Annotated in this window: 13 protein-coding genes; 7 read left to right on the top strand and 6 right to left on the bottom strand. The window is 56.3% G+C overall.

The window, feature by feature from the left end:
• Positions 1-8: 8 nt before the first annotated feature.
• Positions 9-671, top strand: a complete 663-nt coding sequence (locus OGY07_RS12095) for a LysE family translocator (protein WP_199957232.1) — start codon at positions 9-11, stop codon at positions 669-671.
• Positions 672-975: 304 nt separating this feature from the next.
• On the top strand, positions 976-2208 hold the full coding sequence (gene mdtM, locus OGY07_RS12090) for a multidrug efflux MFS transporter MdtM (protein ID WP_120714896.1): 1233 nt from the start codon (positions 976-978) through the stop codon (positions 2206-2208).
• 90 nt (positions 2209-2298) lie between these two features.
• Here mdtM and metC read toward each other — a convergent pair whose 3' ends face one another.
• Both metC and OGY07_RS12080 read right to left on the bottom strand, forming a co-directional pair.
• Complete coding sequence (metC, locus tag OGY07_RS12085; RefSeq protein WP_286600810.1) at positions 2299-3489, bottom strand: cystathionine beta-lyase; 1191 nt, start codon at positions 3487-3489, stop codon at positions 2299-2301.
• A 28-nt stretch (positions 3490-3517) separates the two neighbouring features.
• Positions 3518-4750, bottom strand: a complete 1233-nt coding sequence (locus OGY07_RS12080; protein WP_286600808.1) for a dicarboxylate/amino acid:cation symporter — start codon at positions 4748-4750, stop codon at positions 3518-3520.
• Between the two features lie 227 nt (positions 4751-4977).
• Here OGY07_RS12080 and OGY07_RS12075 point away from each other — a divergent pair, with 227 nt between their 5' ends.
• From OGY07_RS12075 to OGY07_RS12055, 5 genes are all read left to right on the top strand, one after another.
• A complete protein-coding gene (locus tag OGY07_RS12075; protein WP_060570336.1) occupies positions 4978-5904 on the top strand; it encodes a LysR family transcriptional regulator in 927 nt (308 codons plus the stop codon).
• A gap of 44 nt (positions 5905-5948) precedes the next feature.
• Complete coding sequence (locus OGY07_RS12070) at positions 5949-7220, top strand: DUF445 domain-containing protein (RefSeq protein WP_269535728.1); 1272 nt, start codon at positions 5949-5951, stop codon at positions 7218-7220.
• Positions 7221-7229: 9 nt separating this feature from the next.
• Positions 7230-7469 (top strand): DUF2164 domain-containing protein, encoded by a 240-nt coding sequence (locus tag OGY07_RS12065; protein WP_042292346.1) that lies wholly within the window; start codon positions 7230-7232, stop codon positions 7467-7469.
• A gap of 169 nt (positions 7470-7638) precedes the next feature.
• Positions 7639-8436 (top strand): SdiA-regulated domain-containing protein, encoded by a 798-nt coding sequence (locus tag OGY07_RS12060; RefSeq protein ID WP_286600909.1) that lies wholly within the window; start codon positions 7639-7641, stop codon positions 8434-8436.
• Between the two features lie 79 nt (positions 8437-8515).
• The gene (locus tag OGY07_RS12055; RefSeq protein WP_042292351.1) at positions 8516-9709 is read left to right on the top strand and encodes an MFS transporter; all 1194 of its coding nucleotides are present in this window, start codon (positions 8516-8518) and stop codon (positions 9707-9709) included.
• A 247-nt stretch (positions 9710-9956) separates the two neighbouring features.
• Here the strand turns inward: OGY07_RS12055 and OGY07_RS12050 are convergent, their stop codons facing one another.
• The 4 genes from OGY07_RS12050 to OGY07_RS12035 form a co-directional block, all read right to left on the bottom strand.
• On the bottom strand, positions 9957-10172 hold the full coding sequence (locus tag OGY07_RS12050; protein ID WP_042292358.1) for a hypothetical protein: 216 nt from the start codon (positions 10170-10172) through the stop codon (positions 9957-9959).
• Positions 10173-10844: 672 nt separating this feature from the next.
• Positions 10845-12020, bottom strand: a complete 1176-nt coding sequence (locus tag OGY07_RS12045) for an HlyD family type I secretion periplasmic adaptor subunit (protein WP_199957238.1) — start codon at positions 12018-12020, stop codon at positions 10845-10847.
• A 1-nt stretch (position 12021) separates the two neighbouring features.
• Positions 12022-14190, bottom strand: coding sequence for a type I secretion system permease/ATPase (locus OGY07_RS12040; RefSeq protein ID WP_199957247.1), 2169 nt, complete (start codon positions 14188-14190; stop codon positions 12022-12024).
• Positions 14191-14380: 190 nt separating this feature from the next.
• A partial coding sequence (locus OGY07_RS12035; protein ID WP_286600803.1) for an Ig-like domain-containing protein occupies positions 14381-19834 on the bottom strand: 5454 nt, incomplete at its 5' end.

Genomic DNA, 19834 nt, shown 5'->3' with positions numbered 1-19834 from the left:
AGGTCACTATGGAACGCTTCTCTGTTCTCTTTCCGTCGGCATTCCCCGCGCTGGCGTTGGCACATTTTGTGGCGCTGCTGAGTCCGGGTCCCGACTTCTTTTTACTGGTCGGCTATGCGGTCCGCTACCCATTGCGGGGTAGCGCCGGGCTGTGTGTCGGGATTGCCGCAGGCAATGGCCTGTACATCCTGCTGGCGATTGTCGGCTGGGGGATCCTGCGCCAGCTGCCGCTCCTGTTTACCGTCATTGAGCTGCTCGGCGCAGTGTATCTTCTGTGGATTGGCACCCTGCTGCTGCGAAGCCGTCCGCAGACGTTGTCCGGTTCCGGCGCTGAAAACGCTTACCCGGGTTTTCACCAACAGCTGCTGCTGGGGCTGGGCTCCTCTTTGCTCAACCCAAAGAACGCGCTGTTTTACCTGGCGCTAATGACAGCGTTGCTTGGCCCCGGGGTGACGCTGGTGCAGCAAACGGTAAGCGGCATCTGGATGACCAGCGTGGTGCTGGCATGGGATATACTGATCGTCACGGTTATCGCTCTGCCAGCCGTCCAGCAGCGCTTCACCCACGGGTTACTGTGGATTGAGCGGGCCGCTGGCGCCATCTTGTGCGTTTTTGGCGTGGGGATTGTCGGACGGTTTATCTGGCCGCTGATTGTCGCTACGCCGAATTAACCCGCAAAACTCTTTTGATTACCGTCAAATTTTAATTACACTTAATGTGTATATTTTCCACTCAACTTACTTTTCCCGAGGTGTGATGTGCTGAATGTCATCTGTAATCGACACACTTTCTGACGTGAGTCAGTGGTGTTTTCCTGTCTGTGTTTATGCGCGGACAGCGCTTTTGATTACATGAAATTCAGTCCATCCGCAGTCTGTTTGCGCCCGTTCTCTGCCTGACGTCCCTGTGACGGTATTGAATTTCGTTGTTCCCGCTATGGGTTGTTCCACATGGAGTGCGTTTACGATGTCACGGATTTCTCACTTTTTCTCACGACACGCCACGTCGCTGTTTTTTCCGATGGCGCTGATCGTGTATGACTTTGCCGCTTATCTGTCGACGGATTTGATTCAGCCTGGCATCATCAACGTCGTGCGCGATTTTAACGCCGACGTCAGCCTTGCGCCCGCGGCGGTCAGCCTTTATCTGACCGGCGGCATGGTGTTGCAATGGTTGCTGGGGCCGCTTTCGGATCGCATTGGCCGCAGGCCGGTGTTGATTACCGGCGCGCTGATCTTCGCCCTCGCCTGTACCGCCACGCTGTTCACCACCACCATGACGCAGTTTCTGATCGCGCGCGTGGTACAGGGCACCAGCATTTGCTTTATCGCGACGGTCGGCTACGTCACGGTTCAGGAAGCCTTCGGCCAGACGAAAGGCATTAAATTGATGGCGATTATCACCTCTATCGTTCTTGTGGCGCCTATTATCGGCCCGCTTTCCGGCGCGGCGCTGATGCACTTTGTCCACTGGAAAGCGCTGTTTGGTATTATCGGCGTGATGGGCTTTCTTGCATTTATTGGCCTGTTGCTGACCATGCCGGAAACGGTCAAGCGCGGCGCGGTGCCATTCAGCGCGGTCAGCGTGCTGCGCGACTTCCGCGATGTGTTCCGCAATCGTGTGTTCCTCGCGGGCGCCGCGACGCTGTCGCTCAGCTATATCCCGATGATGAGCTGGGTCGCCGTTTCGCCGGTGATCCTGATCGACGCTGGCGGCATGACCACCTCGCAGTTTGCCTGGGCGCAGGTGCCGGTGTTCGGCGCAGTGATCGTCGCCAACGCCATCGTCGCACGTTTTGTTAACGATCCCACCGATCCCCGCTTTATCTGGCGCGCGGTGCCTATCCAGCTTAGCGGACTCGCGGTGTTGATTGCCGGAAACCTGCTCTGGCCGCACGTCTGGCTGTGGTCGGTGATCGGCACCAGCCTGTACGCGTTTGGTATTGGAATGATCTTCCCGACGCTGTTCCGCTTTACGTTGTTTACCAACAATCTGCCCAAGGGCACGGTCTCGGCGTCGCTGAATATGGTGATTCTGCTGGTGATGGCCGTCTCCGTCGAGGTTGGCCGCTGGTTGTGGTTTAACGGCGGACGAATCCCGTTTCACCTGCTGGCGGTAGCGGCAGGCGTGGTGGTCGTATTCACGCTACGAGGTTTACTCCATCGCGTGCGCCAGCATGGCGAAACCGAGCTGGCGCTCGAGAAATAAAGCAAGCCGGATGGCGGTGCAGACCCCTTAACCAACCGACAGGGTTCGCAGGTGGGTTAAACGTCAGCGCCATCCGGCAAGGGAATCACTTTACGCGATGCGCGCAAATCCGGCGTCGAGATCGGCAATCAAATCGCCCACGTCTTCCAGCCCGATATGCACCCGCACCAGCGTTCCGCTGAAGTCCACGTCCCCTGCCGGACGGATGCTGTTTAGCTCCTCCGGCTGATTCGCCAGAATCAGCGATTCAAAGCCGCCCCAGGAGTAGGCCATATGGAACAACGAAAAGTTATCAAGGAACGCGGCCAGTTGCGTGTCCGACAGGCGTTTTTTTAGCACAAAGGAGAACAGGCCGGAGCTGCCGCTAAAGTCACGCGCAAAGTACTCGTGCCCCGGGCATTCCGCCAACGCCGGATGGTTCACGCGCGCCACTTCCGGTCGCGCCGACAGCCAGCGGGCAATCTCAATACTGCTCTCCTGATGCTGCTTCAGGCGGACCGACAGCGTACGCAGGCCGCGGCTGCCGTTATAAGCGGTATCTGCATCCAGCGTCTGCCCCATCAGATATGAATTCTCACGCAGGCGCTCCCAGCAGCGGGCGTTGGACACCGCCGTACCCAGCATACCGTCTGAATGACCGATGGTGTACTTGGTTCCTGCCTGAATCGAAATGTCCACACCATAGTCCAGCGCCTTAAACAACACGCCAGCCGCCCAGGTGTTGTCGATCATAATGACGATCTCCGGGTTCACCGCGCGGATCGCTTTTACCATCCCCGGAACATCCTGCACTTCCATGGTGATCGAACTGGGTGATTCAAGAAACACCACTTTGGTTTCCGGTCGGATCAGTTCGGCAATTCCCGCGCCGATCATAGGATCGTAATAGGTGGTTTCGACATTGAATTTACTGAGGATCTTATTGCAGAAATCCTGGGTCGGCTCATACGCCGCGCCGGTCATCAACAGATGATCGCCCCCCTGTACAAAGGCGAGGATCGCATTGGTCACCGCCGCCGCGCCGCACGGATAGAGCGCGCAGCCGACGCCGCCCTCCAGTTCGCTCATCGCCTTCTGAAAGGCGAAGTGAGTATACGTGCCGCGACGTCCGTAAAACAGTTCGCCGTTGGCGCGATTGGCAGTGGCGAATTTTTTGTCTTTGACGGTATCAAACACCAGCGAGGAGGCCCGCTGGATCACCGGGTTCACCGCTCCCTGGGTATAGCGCTTATCGCGTCCGGCGATGATTAACTGCGTTTCAAGCTTCATTGAATCTTTCATATTTTTTATCCTTCATCCGTACGCAAACTTATACCGTCGCCGTGTCAGGGTTAGTCCCGACACTGGCCTGTTTCTTTCCCGCGAAGCGCTCAACAATCTGCGTCGCGTTTAAATCGTGAATGACGTTAATCAGCGTTGCCGGAGCATCGGTAATGGTACCAAGCACCACCAGCATCGGAATTGCCTCCATCGGCAGTCCCAGCGTGGTGACGATAAAGATCTCGCCGAGAAACGCCCCACCCGGCACGCCGCCAACGATAATCGCCGACAGCACGGCAATCAGCATGGTCAAAAAGAAGGTCTCGGTGGTAAATTCCATCCCCAGTACTGAATAGATAAAGACAATCTTCAGCGCCGCAATCATCGCCACGCCGCCCTTGTTCAGGTTGACCAACAGCGGCACGGAGACATCAACAATTTCCGGATTAATGCCCATCGCCTTGCCCGCGCGCAGGGTCACCGGTAACGTGCCCAGCGAGGAACAGGTGCCCAGCGCGGTCACGGAAGGCTCAATGGCGTGGCGCCAGAAGGCTTTTACCGCCGGAACGCCCCCGCCGATGTACGAATAGAGTATTGAGCCAAAGACGTAATACACCAGGGTGGCGACCATAAACAGGCCAATTGCCCGGGCGAAGGTCAGCAGCAAGTCGGCGTCCTGGCTGGCCATCGTCGCCGCGAAGTAGCAGCCAAGCCCGACCGGCGCGACCTTCATAATGATCGACACGATCTTCATGATCACCGTGTTGGCGTCTTCCAGCAGCGACGCGATGCGCTTACCGGCCTGCTCCGACTGACCGATAGCGATCCCGGCAACGATCGCCATGACGATCAACGCCAGAATATTCGACTTGGAAAACAGGCCGATAAAATCATTGGTGGTGATCATACTGACAAAATCCATCTTGCCGCTGCCCGCCTGCACGGACTGGGACAGATCGATAGTGACGCCCTGCGCCGGGTTGTACCACAGCGCCAGAGCGACGATCCCTGCCGCGGGTATAAACGCCATCGCAATAGAGACGATAAAAATAACCGCCATAATGCGCCCCAGACGCTTCAGGTCGGTCATGCTGGCAATAGAAGACATCACGCTAATGCCAACCAGCGGAACAATAATCATAAACAGCAGGTTCAGGAAAATCTGACCTATTGGCTGAAGTTGACTGGCAACCGCGGGGGCATAAATACCGAATACGCCGCCGGCCACCAGTGCGATTAATAAGATAATTGACGATTTATAGGGTTCGAGTCGTGACCACATACGAGGCACCTTTCATTAAAATAGAATATAAAATGAGAGTAAATTCACAATTTGATGGGGTTCCGATTTTTCCTCCTTATTATTTTGTGACCTGACTCACTTAAGTTGTTATTTTTTCATTTTGTCAGCACGTTGTTTCCTGTGATTCAATAGTTGCATGTTTCAGAAAGGAATGTAACGGCATATTCGTACCGTTTTTGCAAATCACTTGTGAATAAAAGGAAACAATGAGCGCGCCCATTTCACTCAAGCATTTAGAGTTTTTTGTCCGGATTGTCGACTGTGGCGGCTTATCTGAAGCGGCGGCGCAGCTTAACGTTTCGCCGTCGGCGGTAAGTAAAAGTCTGGCGGCAATGGAAGATACATTAGGAACGACCTTAATTAAGCGCACCACCCGCAGTATTACCCTGACCGACGCAGGACACTATTTATTTAATCGCGCAAATAAATTACTGAAAGAATTTGATGAAACGTTGAATACCACCTCTGGCTATTATCACAATCCTCAGGGGGAATTACGCATTACCTGCTCTATTGCCTTTGGTTATTCCCGGCTGGTCAATCTGGTGGATAAATACCGCACCCAGTTTCCCGACGTGAATCTGTATATCGATCTCAACGATAATTTCATCAACCTGAACGATACTGACTTTGATATTGCGCTGCGCATCTCCACCGCACCGCCGCAAAACTATGCGATGCGCAAGCTGGTGCCGATCCGCTGGGCCTGGTGCGCCTCACCGGGCTATCTCGCCAAAAAAGGGATGCCGCTGCGGCGCGCCGATCTGGTGGATCATGACTGTCTGGTTTACCCCGGCCTGACGCCAACCGTAAAGGTCGCCGACGAGCAGGATCGGCTGCATCAGCTCAAACTGCATATGCCGATTCAGGCCAACAGCAGTCTGGTGCTGCTGAAATCGGTGCTGGAAGATCAGGGCGTGGCGTATCTGCCCACCTACCTGATTGGCGATCATATCCAGAAAGAAGAGATCACCCCGCTGATGCTCGACGGTACGATCGCCTGCGAAACGCACACCCTGTACGCGCTTTATTTCCCCAGCAAATACAGTAACCCAAAGGTACGATCGTTTATCGATTTTCTGGTGGCGGAACTCGGCGCTCTTCCGGCCTGGGACAACTGGATCCCGGGCTGAGTACGCGTTGCACAATCCCACTGTCTGCCTCTATCCTTAAGCGTATGAATAAAATCGCTGAACTTAAACGCGCCAAACTGCTGGCGCTCTCGTTGCTGCTGATCGCCGCCAGCACTTTTGTGGTCACGCTTTTTCTGCCTCCCGGTTTCTGGGTTAGCGGAATCAAGGCCATTGCCGAAGCGGCGATGGTCGGCGCGCTGGCGGACTGGTTCGCGGTCGTGGCGCTGTTTCGCCGCGTGCCGCTGCCGTTTATCTCGCGCCATACGGCAATCATCCCACGCAATAAAGATCGCATTGGCGAGAATCTCGGCCAGTTCGTCCAGGAAAAATTCCTCGATACTCAGTCGCTGGTGGCGTTGATCCGCCGCCACGAACCGGCGCTGTTAATCGGCAAGTGGTTTAGCCAGCCGGACAATGCCCAGCGGGTCGGCCTGCATTTATTGCAGATCATGAGCGGTTTTCTGGAACTGACCGACGACGCCCGCATTCAGCGCCTGCTGAAACGCGCGGTACATAAAGCCATCGACAAGGTGGATCTCTCCGGTACCAGCGCCCTGATGCTGGAAAGCATGACCAAAAACGATCGTCACCAGGTGCTGCTCGACACGCTGATCGCCCAGCTTATCGCCCTGCTGCAACGCGACAGCTCACGCCGGTTTATCGCCCAGCAGATCGTGCGCTGGCTGGAAACCGAGCATCCGCTGAAAGCGAAAATTCTGCCGACCGAATGGCTCGGCGAGCACAGCGCCGAACTGGTTTCTGACGCGGTGAATTCGCTACTGGATGATATCAGCCAGGATCGCGCTCACCAGATCCGCCATGCTTTCGATCGCGCCACATTCAAACTTATCGATAAGCTGAAAAACGATCCGGAAATGGCGGATCGCGCCGAAAGCATTAAAGAGTACCTGAAGGAAGATGAAGCCTTTAACCGCTATCTGGGCGAGCTGTGGGCGGATCTGCGCCAGTGGCTGAAGAACGATATCAACGCCGACGATTCGCGCGTCAAACAGCGGATCGCCAACGCTGGCCAGTGGTTTGGCGAAACGCTGATTGCCGACGATGCGCTGCGCGCGTCGCTTAATGGCCATCTGGAACAGGCTGCGCATCGGGTTGCCCCAGAGTTCGCCAGCTTTCTGACCCGCCACATCAGCGACACGGTAAAAAGCTGGGACCCGCGCGATATGTCGCGGCAGATTGAACTGAATATCGGCAAAGATTTGCAGTTTATCCGCGTCAACGGCACCCTGGTCGGTGGTACCATTGGGCTGGTGCTTTATCTGTTATCCCACGCCCCGGCCCTGATGGGCTTTTAAGGAAATACTATGGCTGATCTCACTCTTTCCGCAGCGGAGCGCGAGCGCTTGCGCGACGAGCTGGAGCGCTACTGCCGCGATCAGTTCGATCTCCACCTGGAGCAGTTCGACGCTGAGTTTTTTATCGATTTTATTATCGATAAATTGGGCCCCGCCTTCTACAACGCCGGCATTGAAGAGGCGATCCGCACTCACCTTGCGTGGAATGAACGGATTCAGGAGGAGATGGATCTGAAAAAGATCCTCTAGCGATGCCGTCTCAAAGCGATCCGTTTGACGGTTAAGAAGTCGTTAAGATCTCTGTCTAATACTGGACGTCTGTTCGTCGTTCAGGGAAAGATCGCTTATGAAAAGGATTGTCTGGCTGTTAAAACGCCCCGTGGCCGGGTTTGTCGTGTTTACAGGGGTTATCGCCGCAATGGGCTACACGCTCCTTACCGGGGCGATGGCCGATGCCGAACGTCCGGACTCTTCTCTACAGCACTATCGCGCCACGATTGATGGCAAAGAAATTGCTGGCATTAGCAACAACATCTCTTCGCTCACCTGGTCGGAAAAAAGCGACACCCTGTTCAGCACCCTGAACAGACCCGCCACCCTTGTTGAGCTGACCAAAGATGGTGACTTATTGCGCACCATCCCGCTCGATTTTGTGCAAGATATGGAAACGATCGAATACGTCGGCGACGACACCTTCGTGGTGAGCGATGAGAAAAACTACACCATTTACGTGATCACCGTAAATGAGCGCTCAGAGGTGAAAATCGTCAAAAAAGTGCAGTTCGCTGTGCATGACACGCCGACCAACCGCGGTTTTGAAGGACTGGCCTGGTCACAAAACGATCGTACCTTCTGGTTCTTTAAGGAGCGTAAACCGATTGAGATTTACACGGTTCGGGGATTACTGCGTAACGATGAGCTCTCGATTAGCCGGGATCTCGCGCTGCAGCGCAATCTGGCGGTAAAAGACATTTCCGGCGCAGAGTTTAATTCACAAAATAATACCTTGTTGATCCTTTCTCATGAGTCACGAACGCTAAAAGAGGTGACGCGGGACGGCGACGTGATTGGCTCCCTGTCGTTGACTGGAGGCCACCACGGGCTGGCAAAGACTCTCCAGCAGGCGGAAGGGATTGCGATGGACAACCAGGGCACGATCTTTATCGTCAGCGAACCGAATCTGTTTTACCGCTTTACGCCAGTGCCTGCACACTAAATTCACATTATGCCTTACCCGGTTGTTAAAAATTTGTTACTCTCACTCTTACCACGCGAATCATCACACAGGGTACGGCATGAGCCAACAACCGCATCATCTCGCTGACCGTTTTTCTTTTAGCACCGCTCTGTTTGGCATGATGGTTTTAGCGCTCGGCATGGGCATAGGCCGCTTTTTGTATACGCCTATGCTGCCAGTACTGCTGGCTGAAGGACGCTTTAGTTTTAGCGAACTGTCGTGGATCGCCAGCGTCAACTATGCGGGCTATCTGGTGGGAAGCCTGCTGTTCTCTTTTGGTCTGTTCCATCTGCCGGGACGGTTACGCCCGCTGCTGTTCACCTCTGCCGTCGCCACCGGCATATTGATTCTGGCGATGGCGGCGCTGACACATCCGGTCGGCGTGATGCTGGCGCGTTTTCTCGCCGGGGTCGCCAGCGCCGGAATGCTGATTTTTGGCTCGACGCTGATCCTGCAACATACCCGTCATCCGTTCGTTGTGGCCTCGCTGTTTTCCGGGGTCGGCGTGGGCATCGCGCTGGGCAATGAGTATGTTATCGCCGGGCTTCAACTGGCGCTCACCTCGCAGACCCTGTGGACAGGGGCCGCCGCCTTCTCCGGCCTGCTGGTGGTTTTGCTCGCGCTGCTGCTGCCTTCCCGCGCTCATGCGATACCGCCCGCGCCACTGGCTAAGGCAAAGCATCAGCCAATGCGCTGGTGGTTACTGGCGATACTCTATGGCCTTGCCGGGTTCGGCTACATTATTGTTGCCACCTATCTGCCGTTGATGGCTAAAGACGCGGGGTCGCCGCTTTTAACGGTACACCTGTGGACGCTGGTGGGCCTTTCGATTGTGCCGGGCTGCTTCGGCTGGCTATGGGCCGCAAAACGCTGGGGCGTTCTGCAATGCCTGACGGCAAACCTGGTGATTCAGGGTGCCTGCGTGCTCCTCACCCTCGCCAGCGGCTCGCCGACGCTGCTGGTGCTCAGCAGTATTGGTTTTGGCGCGACCTTTATGGGCACCACTTCGCTGGTGATGACCCTCGCCCGTCAGCTGAGCGTGCCCGGGAATCTCAATCTGTTGGGCTTTGTCACGCTGACTTACGGTATTGGGCAGATCCTCGGCCCGCTATTAACCACCTTTTTCGCCAGCGGAACAGAGGCCATTACCCGCGCAACGCTCTGCGGCGCGCTGGCGCTAATGATTGCCGCATTAATCAGTGTCGCCCAGCTTTATCAACAAAAGCGCTTATTACGCTGCCGCGCAAAATAATCACCGGAGTCATAAAAAGCGGGCCTGGATTATTTTCGAAACGCGATGAAGCCATTCCAGAAGTTCCGAAAGAATAAATCCGTAATTATTTTATGGGTGGTGATAATCGGCGAAGGAAATATGATGACGGTACATCCCCACATCATTATCGTTATCATCACGACGGCCAGGGTCAGGCCCCTTGTAAAAGCGCTAATACAGTCCACGGAACGGCAGAGCGGCAAAGGCAACGTCTGAAAACCTGCGCTTAATTTTCCGCGCCGTGCTTAAGATCGTCTTCGTGGACGGTGCGGTGAAGCATTAACGCTTCGGCAATAATATCCTGCTTACTTTTCCGCGTTTCCAGCGCCAGCGCACGGACATAGTCCCAAAGGGTTGACTCTACGCGGGCGCTCAACAGAACCATATTTTTAGAACGCGTGCCTCTGGCTTTGCGTTGATCGGGATAATCGCGAGAAGGCATTGTCATCTCCTGAAAGCGGGTGGTCTTAACAGGAGAGGAATATGCAGTTAGCGGAAAAACAAGTCAACGCACAAAAATTCATCAGTCACGTAATTTAATTGTTAATAAATCGCCTCAAAATGGAACGCTATTTCAAATGAAAGGGAAGACTGGCAACCTTTATTTCGTCACGATTCCTTTACACCCTGACCTTTATTCCACGTCGGCCTGGTGTAAATTGACATGGATAAAATGTGGATCGATAGTGGAAAATTCCTGTTCGCCAATAAGTTACTCCTCAAATAAATGTTTACATTGCGCGGAATAACCGGAGTTTTTAGAGGGACTTAAACGATGCTTACGCCATCATTTTTGTAGTGAGCCTCACAATATTCTGCCCCCGGACGTCTTACCACTGCTGCTTGTCGCACTGGAAAGGTAAACAAGACGTAAACGGCAACATTTTTTAAGGACGCAAATTAAGTGCCTTCAGTTTGATTTAAGTCAATTTTCAAGAGACACATTTGCCAATTTTTGGTAAGAATCTGATGAAGCGCACAAATAACCGCCCTCGTTGTACAGGAATTTTTACGCGTTTGCCTGTACATCTCTCTGCGGAGTGGCATTGACATAAAAAAACTGCTGGTCCGCCCTGAAATTCCCCGGCGGACCGTTGTCCACTGCGGGCTGTCGTTATCGCTCCCGCATGGCTTCTTTCGCCTTGTTCAGCGGTTTCAGCAGATACTCCAGCACCGTTTTATTGCCGGTTTTGATATCCACAGTGGCAATCATGCCGGGAAACACCGGAAAGGCTTTTTTCTGTTTATTAATTAACTGATTGCTGTTGGTGCGAATGTAAACCCGGTAATAGTAGAGATCGCGTTTGACTTCATCCTGAATCGTATCCGGCGAAATGAGCGTCACCACGCCGTTGATGCCGCCATAAATGGAGTAATCGTAAGCGGTAATCTTTACCATCGCTTCCTGCCCCGGATGGATAAACGCAACATCGCGCGGCAGGATTTTCGTTTCAATCAGGATCTGATCGTCTAACGGCACCAGGCTCATCAGCTTGCCGCCTGGGGCGATCACACCGCCCACGGTCGTGACGTCAATATCTTTCACAATGCCGCGTACGGGGGCGGTAAAGGTCAGGCGGGTCAGCGAATCTTCCCGCCCGCGCATCACTGACCGCTCGGTCTCGATTTCAGCGTTGGCCTTCGCCAGCTCTTCACGGGCGCGCACGTAATACTGGGTTTGCAGCTCGGCGATCTTATTTTCCATCTCATTCTTTTGCCGGCGCAGGCGCAGCACTTCCACCTGGCTGGCTGCGCCCTGTTTGATCAGCGGTTGGGTGAGCGCCAGCTCGCCGTCAATCAGCGCGATGCCCTGCTTCAGCCCCTGGATCCCTTTTTCCAGGCTTTCACGTCGGGACAGAAACAACGCGCGCTCCTGGTTTATCAGCGCCGTCTCGTTGTTCAGCTCCGGCGGGAATACCGGCTCGGTGCCGTTCACTTCCGCCGTTAAACGCGCCGAGGTCGCCAGCGCCGCATGCAGTTTCGATTCGCTCTCCTGCACGCCGGACTCGGTTTTCGTCCGGTCGAGCTGCGCCAGGACTTGCCCTTTTTCCACAATGTCGCCTTCACGCACGTGCAGTTTGTAGATAATGCCGCCTTCCAGCGACTGGATCTCCTGCTCGTGGGACGATGGCACCACTTTGCCGCTGCCGGTGGTTACTTCATCCAGATGAAAGTAGCTCGCCCAGGCGACAAACGCCGCCAGCAGGGCAAACAGGAACCAGACGATCAGGGAAGAGCGCGGCAGTTTTGGCTCGCTTAGGCGACTGTTAAAACGGTTTACATCGCGCATTTTACGCTCTCCCTGAGTTGTTCGACGGCATCCGGGTAACATTGCCTGTCGTCGGCGGCGTCATACCGTGTTTATGCAAAATGGCGTCACGCGGGCCGTCCATGACAATACGTCCGTTATCGAGCACGATAATGCGATCCACCAGTTCAAGGATCGGCAAACGGTGCGTCGCCACCACCATCGTTCGCGTATTGCCCAGCCAGTTCTTCAGGTGCTGAATAAACTGGCTCTCGCCAATTTCATCCAGCCAGGCAGTGGGCTCATCCAGCAGTAAAATATTCGGCGACGTCAGCAGCGCGCGCGCCAACAGCAACGCCTGACGTTGTCCGCCCGACAGTCCGGCGCCGCCTTCGCTGATCACATAGTTCAGCCCGGTTTTCTGCTTGCGCACAAATTCGAGCGCGCCGCTGATCGCCAGCGCCTGCTGGATATCGTCATCGGTCGCCGTGGGGTTACCGAGCGTAATATTGTCGTGGATGGAGCCAAAGAACAGGCGCGCCTGCTGGCTCAGCAACTGCATATCGCGGCGCAGATCCGCCGGGTCAAGGTGATTGAGCGCGATATTGTCGAGCAGCACCGACCCCTGCTGCGGTTCCTGCATACCCGCCAGCACCTGCAGCAGCGTACTTTTGCCCGAGCCGTTGCGACCGAGCAGCGCCACGCGCTCCCCGGCGTTGATATTCAGCGAAGGCACCGTCAGCACGTTAACTTTCTCTTCTTCGTCGTAGTAAAACGCGACGTTTTCCAGTTGATAATGCCCGCGCAGGTGCGCTTTATGTACTTTCTTGCCCTGCTGCGGCTCATCAACCGGACGCTGCATCAGCTCATCCAGCCCCTGTAACGCCACCTTCGCCGACTGCCAGCGCGACAACACACCGGAGATTTGCGACAGTGGCGCGATAGTGCGCGAGGCCAGAATCGAGGTCCCGACCAGCGCGCCCGTGGTCATATCACCAGCAATGACCAGATAACAGCCAATCAGCAACACCACCGCATAGACAATGGACTGCACTTCCTGGGTCCAGGTCAGCAACAGACTGGTCAGCCAGCGCTGGCGCATGCCGACATCAGCGGCGACAAAGTTGGTGTTGTTCCACTGGTTCTGAAAACGCTGTTCGGCGCGCATCAGTTTGATATCTTCAATGCCCTGTACCGCTTCCACCAGCGTGGCGTTACGGATAGCCGACTCGCGCATCCCCTCGCTGGACAGCCGCCCCAGCGGACGCTGCACCAGCAGGCCGGGGATCAGCAGCAGCGGAACCGCCATCAGCACCACCAGCACCAGCGGACCGCCAATCATCCATAAAATGAAGACAAACAGCAGGAAGAAGGGTAGATCGGAGAGCGCGGCGATGGTGGTTGAGGTGATCAGCTCACGCACCGACTCCAGTTCGCGGATCTGGGCAATAAACGATCCGGTGGATTTGGATCGCGCGCCGTTCTTAATCCGCATCGCATGAGCAAAAATGCGTTCTGAAATACGCAAGTCGGCCCGCTTGCCCACCACGTCAGAAATATAGACGCGCAGCATACGCATAATAAATTCAAACAGGATCGCCAGCATTACCCCGCCAAACAGCACCCACAGGGTAGTTTCAGACTGCGAGGGCACTACGCGGTCGTAAACCTGCATCGAAAAAATCATGCCAGAGAGCGCCAGCACGTTCGCCACCAGCGCAACCACCATAATGTCGATATAGCGAGGCCAGTCTTTTAACGCCAACTGCCAGAACCAGTTTTTCTTATACGGCTTAATGTAATCATCAACGCGCGCGTCAGGCGTGGATTCCAGCGGACGTAAAATAAATAACGCTTTCAGTCGCGCGCTTAATTCATCGCGCGGTAATACAGTTTCCAGCCCTTCATCGCCGCTGAACTGCAGGCTGATATTCCCGTCGTTGTCCATGCGGGTAATGACGGCGATTTGCCCTTCGCTAAATTCCGCAATCAGCGGCAGACGCCACGGATCGAGATGCGAGACTTTCGCTGCGACCCTGCGCAAACCCAGTCCCAGTTGGCGCGCCATATCTTTTAACACCAGCTCGCGCGGGGAGTCAGTTTCATAGTTTATCGACACCCGAACATGCTCCTGCGAGTAGTCGAGACGATAATGTTGCGCCACGCCGATCATAGCCTGTAACCAGGGTTCATATTGCGACTGCGTGTTCATAGCATTCTGTTCCTGTTCTGCGACATTGCGCCGTAACGGAATTGCGTGAGGAATAACGGATTGTGTGCTCATACTCGTTTCTGCCGCAGCGCGATAAACCTGTTATCCACTCTGCGCTGTTCATTTTTTAGTCTAGTGCGTACTTACCGCGAAGTGTGCCGGGGGAAGCGATTCCCCCGGACGTCGGTTATTACATAATCACCAACTGATGGTTTGCCAGCAGGGTGGCGAGGTCGGTTTGTACGCCGTTCAGGGTGACCACGGTGGTGGAGGCGGAGACCCCGCCCGCACCGTCAAGATCCACATGAATTTCGGTGTTGCTGCCGTTCTGCACCACGCGGACGTAGTCTTCGATATTCCCCGCCTGGGCATCCAGCGTCGCGACGCTGTTGACGTAGGTGGCTGACCCGCTGCCGGTGTAGCCGCTGCCGGATAACAGTTCGCGCAGGTCGATACGATCGGTATCCGCCGTCCCTTCCCAGGTGCCGACGGTAAAGCCGTTGACCACGTCGCTGCCGTTGCCGCCAGCGGCGTCTGAGGCGTTGATCAGCTTGTACAACAGGGTATCGTGTCCGCCGTTGCCAATATTGAAAGTATCGTTACCGCCGCGCCCGTTGAAGACGTTTTCGCCGGTGCTGCCGGTAAAGACATCGTCACCGTTGCCTCCGGCAATCCCTTCAATGTTGACGAACTGTGCCTGACCAAAACCGGTGTTCTGCATCGCGCCGTTGCTGAGATCGATGTTCAGCGCAGCGCTGCCCGCCAGCGTGTAATCCACCATATCCATCCCACCCTGTGCGGTCCAGACGTCCACATCCGACACGACGCGACTACCGCCGCCGCCGTTATAGATATGGGTGCCCGCGGTAGCGTTCAGCGTATCGTTGTAGCCGGTACCCACAATTCCCACGGTATTGCTGCCGTCGGTCGCCGCCAGTGCGCTATTCGTCGCTGACGCGCCGTCTTCCGCTGTCAGGACGTACGCATGGTTCTTCTCCACCGCCGTCAGGCCGCCCCAGGAAGCGTTGACGTTTTCAACCGTGTTCACTACGCCGGAAGCGTCAAACGTCGCCGACGACACGCCGCCGTAATCCTGACCGTTCGCCAGCAGCACCGCGCTGTACGACTTACTGGCGTCCAGACCGTAGAAGTAGACCAGACCAGACGAGTCGTTCATGTTCACACCGCCCTGCGGGTTAATCACCTGCGAGCTGACCACCTTGCCGGTGCTCTCATCCACCAACAGCACGGTATTGCCATAGAAGGCGTTAATCCCGTTGGCATCGACAATACGCAAAATCATGCTCGTGCCGTTGCTGATGGTGCTGGTGTTCTCGATGTATTCCGTTTTACCGCCCGCGGCGCGGAATACCACCAGATCCTTGTCGCCGTCATAATCCAGGTCCAGCGTCAACGCGCCAGTGGTGATGTTGGTGCTGCCCTGGTTCGCGCCGGTTAGCAAAGTCTGAGAAGACCAGTCAACCTGGTTGCTGCCGTTCACGCCGTTGTTGGTCCACAGCAGCCCCACGTTGCTGGTATTGGTGGCGATGGTCGATCCCGCCGCTCCGGCGATTTCGATCAGATCCATCCGGCCATCGCCGTTCCAGTCCACCGCCAGCGAGGACATACTGTTCACGCTGTCGCCCAGCGTCTGCACGTTTGACCCTACGCCCGCGCCGTTGGCCGCCGCGGTGAGTTTGCCGGTGCCGTCGTTATAGAAGATGGCGCTGGTGGCGCCGCCTTTGGCGGTCAACCCGGCAACAAACAGATCCATATAGCCATCGCCATTCAGATCGGACCAGGTTAGCGTGGTGTAATGGTTATCGGATGCGTTATCCCCGTTGAACACATCCGTGATCAGTTGGGTATTGGTCAGCGTCATATTGCCGTTAGCATCCACGCCGTTGGTTACGATCGCCAGACGGGAGTTGGAGCTACTGGTGCCTCCGGCCGAAGTCGTACTGGTGCCTGAGGTTGCGTGATAGGTAATGTCCACGTAACCGTCGTTGTTCAGGTCAACGCCCGATACTTCACGGTCCGGCGTCGGGTTACCGCCATTGGTCGAAGCCACGCCGTCCTGCGAGTTGTTGGTATAGACATAAGCGCCGGTCTTATCAAACCCCATCACGGTGCCGTCGGTGTTGAGTACAAACCCGGAGTCATAGCCGCCCCGTCCTTCAGAGTCGTTCGGCGTTTCATCGCCGTAGACCATATCCACATAGCCGTCGCCGTTGATATCGATCCCCATTGCGCCGCCGTACCAGCCGTAGACGTTGCCGTTCGGATCGTTAGTCTGGCCCGACACGCCATAAGCGCCCACCTGGAAGGCGGTATAGCTGCCGTCGGCGTTGTATTTGAACGACTGCTGTCCGTTGGCATAGCTGGTGTCCGCGCCGAGAATATCCATCAGGCCATCGCGGTCGAAATCGATAAACGACGACTGCTGCTGACGATCTGGTCCGCTGATCGCCACCGAGTCAAACGAGCCCAGGGTAGTCGAATCTGTCGCGTTCTGGGTAAAGACCGTCGAGTTACTGAGGATACGCCACGTCCCATCTTCGCCCAGGGTTAGCGCGGTACCGGTATCTTCCGAAGAGGCCGCGGATGACGTAAAGGTGATGGACGGCGTTGGCGAAACCGTCAGTTCACCGGTGGTGTCGTCATGGGTAATCTCCGTGCCATCGGCTTTAAACAGCGCGGCCTTCACGTCGTAAGTGCCCAGCGCCAGCACGTCGCTGTCCGGGAGCTGCACGTACCAGGTGCTGTTTTTCGGGTCAATGACCACCGCGCCGTTGCGTGAGCTGTACACGACGTTATTGATCGTCACCTCCACGTATTCGCCCGGCAGGATTTCAAAGTCCACGCGCCCTGTAATAATCGGCGTGGTATCCAGCGTATTCTGGGTATCGGCATACATTTTGAGGTCGACAGTGAAATCAAATACCGGCGACTGCGCGCCTTCGTTGCCAGCGGCATCGACGACAACCGCATAGAACTCCCCTTTTTCGCCGTCAACCAACGGTTCGTTCAACTGGAACGTCCAGTCGGTGCCGTTGACGTCCGCTTCGCCGACCAGTGTGCCGTCGGCGCGGTAAATACGCACCATTTCCCCGGTCAGCAGACCCGTCGTCAGCGTGCCGTTCAGCACCGGCATACGATCGTCGGTTGTGGTGCCTGCCGCGAACTCGCCGCGTGAAGAGGCAACGTCGTCGGTATAACTGTGGATATTCGCCGCGTTGGTGGATGCGGTCAGATCGACGGTGACAACCTGGTTCGTTGTCGCGCCCACGTTGCCCGCCACATCGACAACGCGGACCTGGTAAGTCTGATCGCCTTCCGGCAGCGTGCGCGAATCGACATAATGCCAACTGTTGCCGTTCGTCACGACATCATGCCAGGTCAGGCCGTTATCGACGCTAATCTGTACGCGATCGCCTGCGGCAAGCGGCGCGCCAAGGGAGCCGCTGAGGGTCAGCGAGGTATCGTTGGTCAGGAAGTCGCTGCTGCTGTAACCGGTATCCGTAGAGATACTGTCGACGCTGACCGTGATCGCGCTGTCCGGCGGGGTCAGATCGACGGACACCTGCTGGTGCGCGGTCGCGCCAATGTTTCCGGCGGTGTCGATCACGCGGACCCAGTAATCATGAACGCCTTCGCCCAGCGTACGCCCATCGGCAAACGACCAGCTATTGCCAATCACTGTAACGTTCTGCCAGGTGGCGCCGCCATCGAGGCTGATCTGGACGATCTCGCCCGGCGCCAGCGTCGCGCCCAGCGATCCCTGCAGACTGAGCGAGGTGTCTTTCGTAATAAAGTCACTACTGCTCAGACCACTGTCGTCCGTAATGCTGTCAAAAACGATGGTTTTCGTCGCGTCCGGTACCAGAGTATCCACGGTCACCGTCTGGCTGGTGGTCGCGCTGACGTTACCCGCCTGGTCGATCACGCGCAGCTGATAAATATAATCGCCGTCGGCGAGCGTGCGCCCATCGGCAAACGACCAACTCAGTCCGCTGACGCTGACGTCAGTCCAGGTGTTGCCGCCATCAAGGCTGATCTGCACATGTTCACCGCTGGCGATCGCCGCGTTCAGCGAGCCTTGCAGGGAAATCTGGTTGTCATGCGTAATGTAATCGCTTGTCGACAGCCCAGTATCCTGGGTGATCGCATCAACGGAGATCAGCGTTACGGCTGGCGGCGTGGTGTCTACCCGCACCGACTGACTGTCGACCGATCCGACGTTACCCGCCGCATCAATCACTCGCACAATGTACAGATAACCGCCGTCCGCCAGGCTACGACCGTCGGCGTAAGACCACTGTGTGCCGTTCACCAACAGATCGATCCAGGTTGTCCCGCCATCAAGACTGATCTGCGCGGTTTCGCCATTGGCGAGCGATGCGCTGAGCGAGCCGTCCAGTACCACCAGATTGCTGTTAGTAATGAAGTCGCTGCCGCTCAGGCCGCTGTCGCCCTGCACGGCATCAATGTTGATGATCTGGACTGGCGCGGTCAGATCGACGTTCATTACCCGATCGGCGCTGGCGCTGTTGCCAATGGTATTGCTGACCTGCGCATTCACCGTATACGCCGTGCCGTCCGCCAGCGCGGCGACGTCGACGCTGCTCACTACGCAGCTCCACTGTCCGTTGCTGTCGACCACCGCGGTATAGCGATTGCCGTTAAGCGTGATGGTCACCGTCTGACCGGCAGGCGCGTCCGTCGTACCGCTGAGAGTCAACGGAGCACCTTGCTCTGCGGCATTGATCACATCATCGGTGCTGATGGCATCAATGGCGATAGTCGGCACATCACCGTTCAGGATAACGTTGTGCGTGACGTTACCTGCATTACCCGCCGCGTCGTTAACGGTGACGGAGATGACATAGTTACCGTCCGCCAGGCCGGTAAAATCGCCCGCCGGGACGAATAGCGACCAGTTGCCGCTGGTATCTACCGTCGTCTGATACGTGTGCCCGTTAAAGGTCAGGGTTACCGTCTGTCCCGGTTCGGCAGTTGTGGTGCCGCTGAGGGTCTGTCCGGCTCGTTGCTCGCCACTGTTGATGATGTTGTCGCCCGCCACCGTATTGACGGTAATAACCGGCGCGCTGGCATCCACCGTCAGATTATGGGCAGCCTGGCTTTCATTTCCCGCCTTGTCGCTGACAACAGCGGAAACCGTCAGCGGACCGTTGCTTAACCCGGCCAGATCGGTGGCAGGCACGGTGACGCTCCAGGTGCCGTTCGCCTGCACCTGCGCGGTGTAATTAGCGCCATTCAGCGTTACCGTTACGGTCTGCCCCGCTTCTGCGCTGGTGTTGCCCTGCACGGTCAGCGGCTGCTGCTGTTCCGCCGCGTTCAGTACGTCATCCGCGGAGATCGTGTTGATGGAGATAACCGGCGCATCGGTGTCGATGCTGTAGTCGCGGGTGGCCGATGCGCTGTTACCTGCCACATTGCTGACGCTGGCCTCCACGCGGGCGCTGCCGTCAGTCAGGGTGGATAAATCCGCATCCGGGACGACCAGCGTCCATGCTCCGTTACTGTCAACGCTGGCGGTATATGTTTTGCCGCCAAAGGTGACGGTGACGTTCTGGCCGGCTTCCACGTTTGTGGTGGTGCCGGAAAGCGTCAGGTCCGCGCC

The sequence above is a fragment of the Citrobacter sp. Cs237 genome (assembly GCF_030332325.1).
GTDB classification, from domain to species: domain Bacteria; phylum Pseudomonadota; class Gammaproteobacteria; order Enterobacterales; family Enterobacteriaceae; genus Citrobacter_A; species Citrobacter_A sedlakii.
Note: the sequence above shows the minus strand (reverse complement) of the source record. Positions and strands in the feature narration are given on the sequence as shown.

Excerpts from the sequence above, each read along its gene's own strand:
- OGY07_RS12095 (WP_199957232.1), top strand. The coding sequence starts at position 9 with ATGGAACGCTTCTCTGTTCTCTTTCCGTCGGCATTCCCCGCGCTGGCG.
- metC (WP_286600810.1), bottom strand. The coding sequence starts at position 3,489 with ATGAAAGATTCAATGAAGCTTGAAACGCAGTTAATCATCGCCGGACGC.
- OGY07_RS12080 (WP_286600808.1), bottom strand. The coding sequence starts at position 4,750 with ATGTGGTCACGACTCGAACCCTATAAATCGTCAATTATCTTATTAATC.
- OGY07_RS12075 (WP_060570336.1), top strand. The coding sequence starts at position 4,978 with ATGAGCGCGCCCATTTCACTCAAGCATTTAGAGTTTTTTGTCCGGATT.
- OGY07_RS12070 (WP_269535728.1), top strand. The coding sequence starts at position 5,949 with ATGAATAAAATCGCTGAACTTAAACGCGCCAAACTGCTGGCGCTCTCG.
- OGY07_RS12065 (WP_042292346.1), top strand. The coding sequence starts at position 7,230 with ATGGCTGATCTCACTCTTTCCGCAGCGGAGCGCGAGCGCTTGCGCGAC.
- OGY07_RS12060 (WP_286600909.1), top strand. The coding sequence starts at position 7,639 with ATGGGCTACACGCTCCTTACCGGGGCGATGGCCGATGCCGAACGTCCG.
- OGY07_RS12055 (WP_042292351.1), top strand. The coding sequence starts at position 8,516 with ATGAGCCAACAACCGCATCATCTCGCTGACCGTTTTTCTTTTAGCACC.
- OGY07_RS12050 (WP_042292358.1), bottom strand. The coding sequence starts at position 10,172 with ATGCCTTCTCGCGATTATCCCGATCAACGCAAAGCCAGAGGCACGCGT.
- OGY07_RS12045 (WP_199957238.1), bottom strand. The coding sequence starts at position 12,020 with ATGCGCGATGTAAACCGTTTTAACAGTCGCCTAAGCGAGCCAAAACTG.
- OGY07_RS12040 (WP_199957247.1), bottom strand. The coding sequence starts at position 14,190 with ATGAACACGCAGTCGCAATATGAACCCTGGTTACAGGCTATGATCGGC.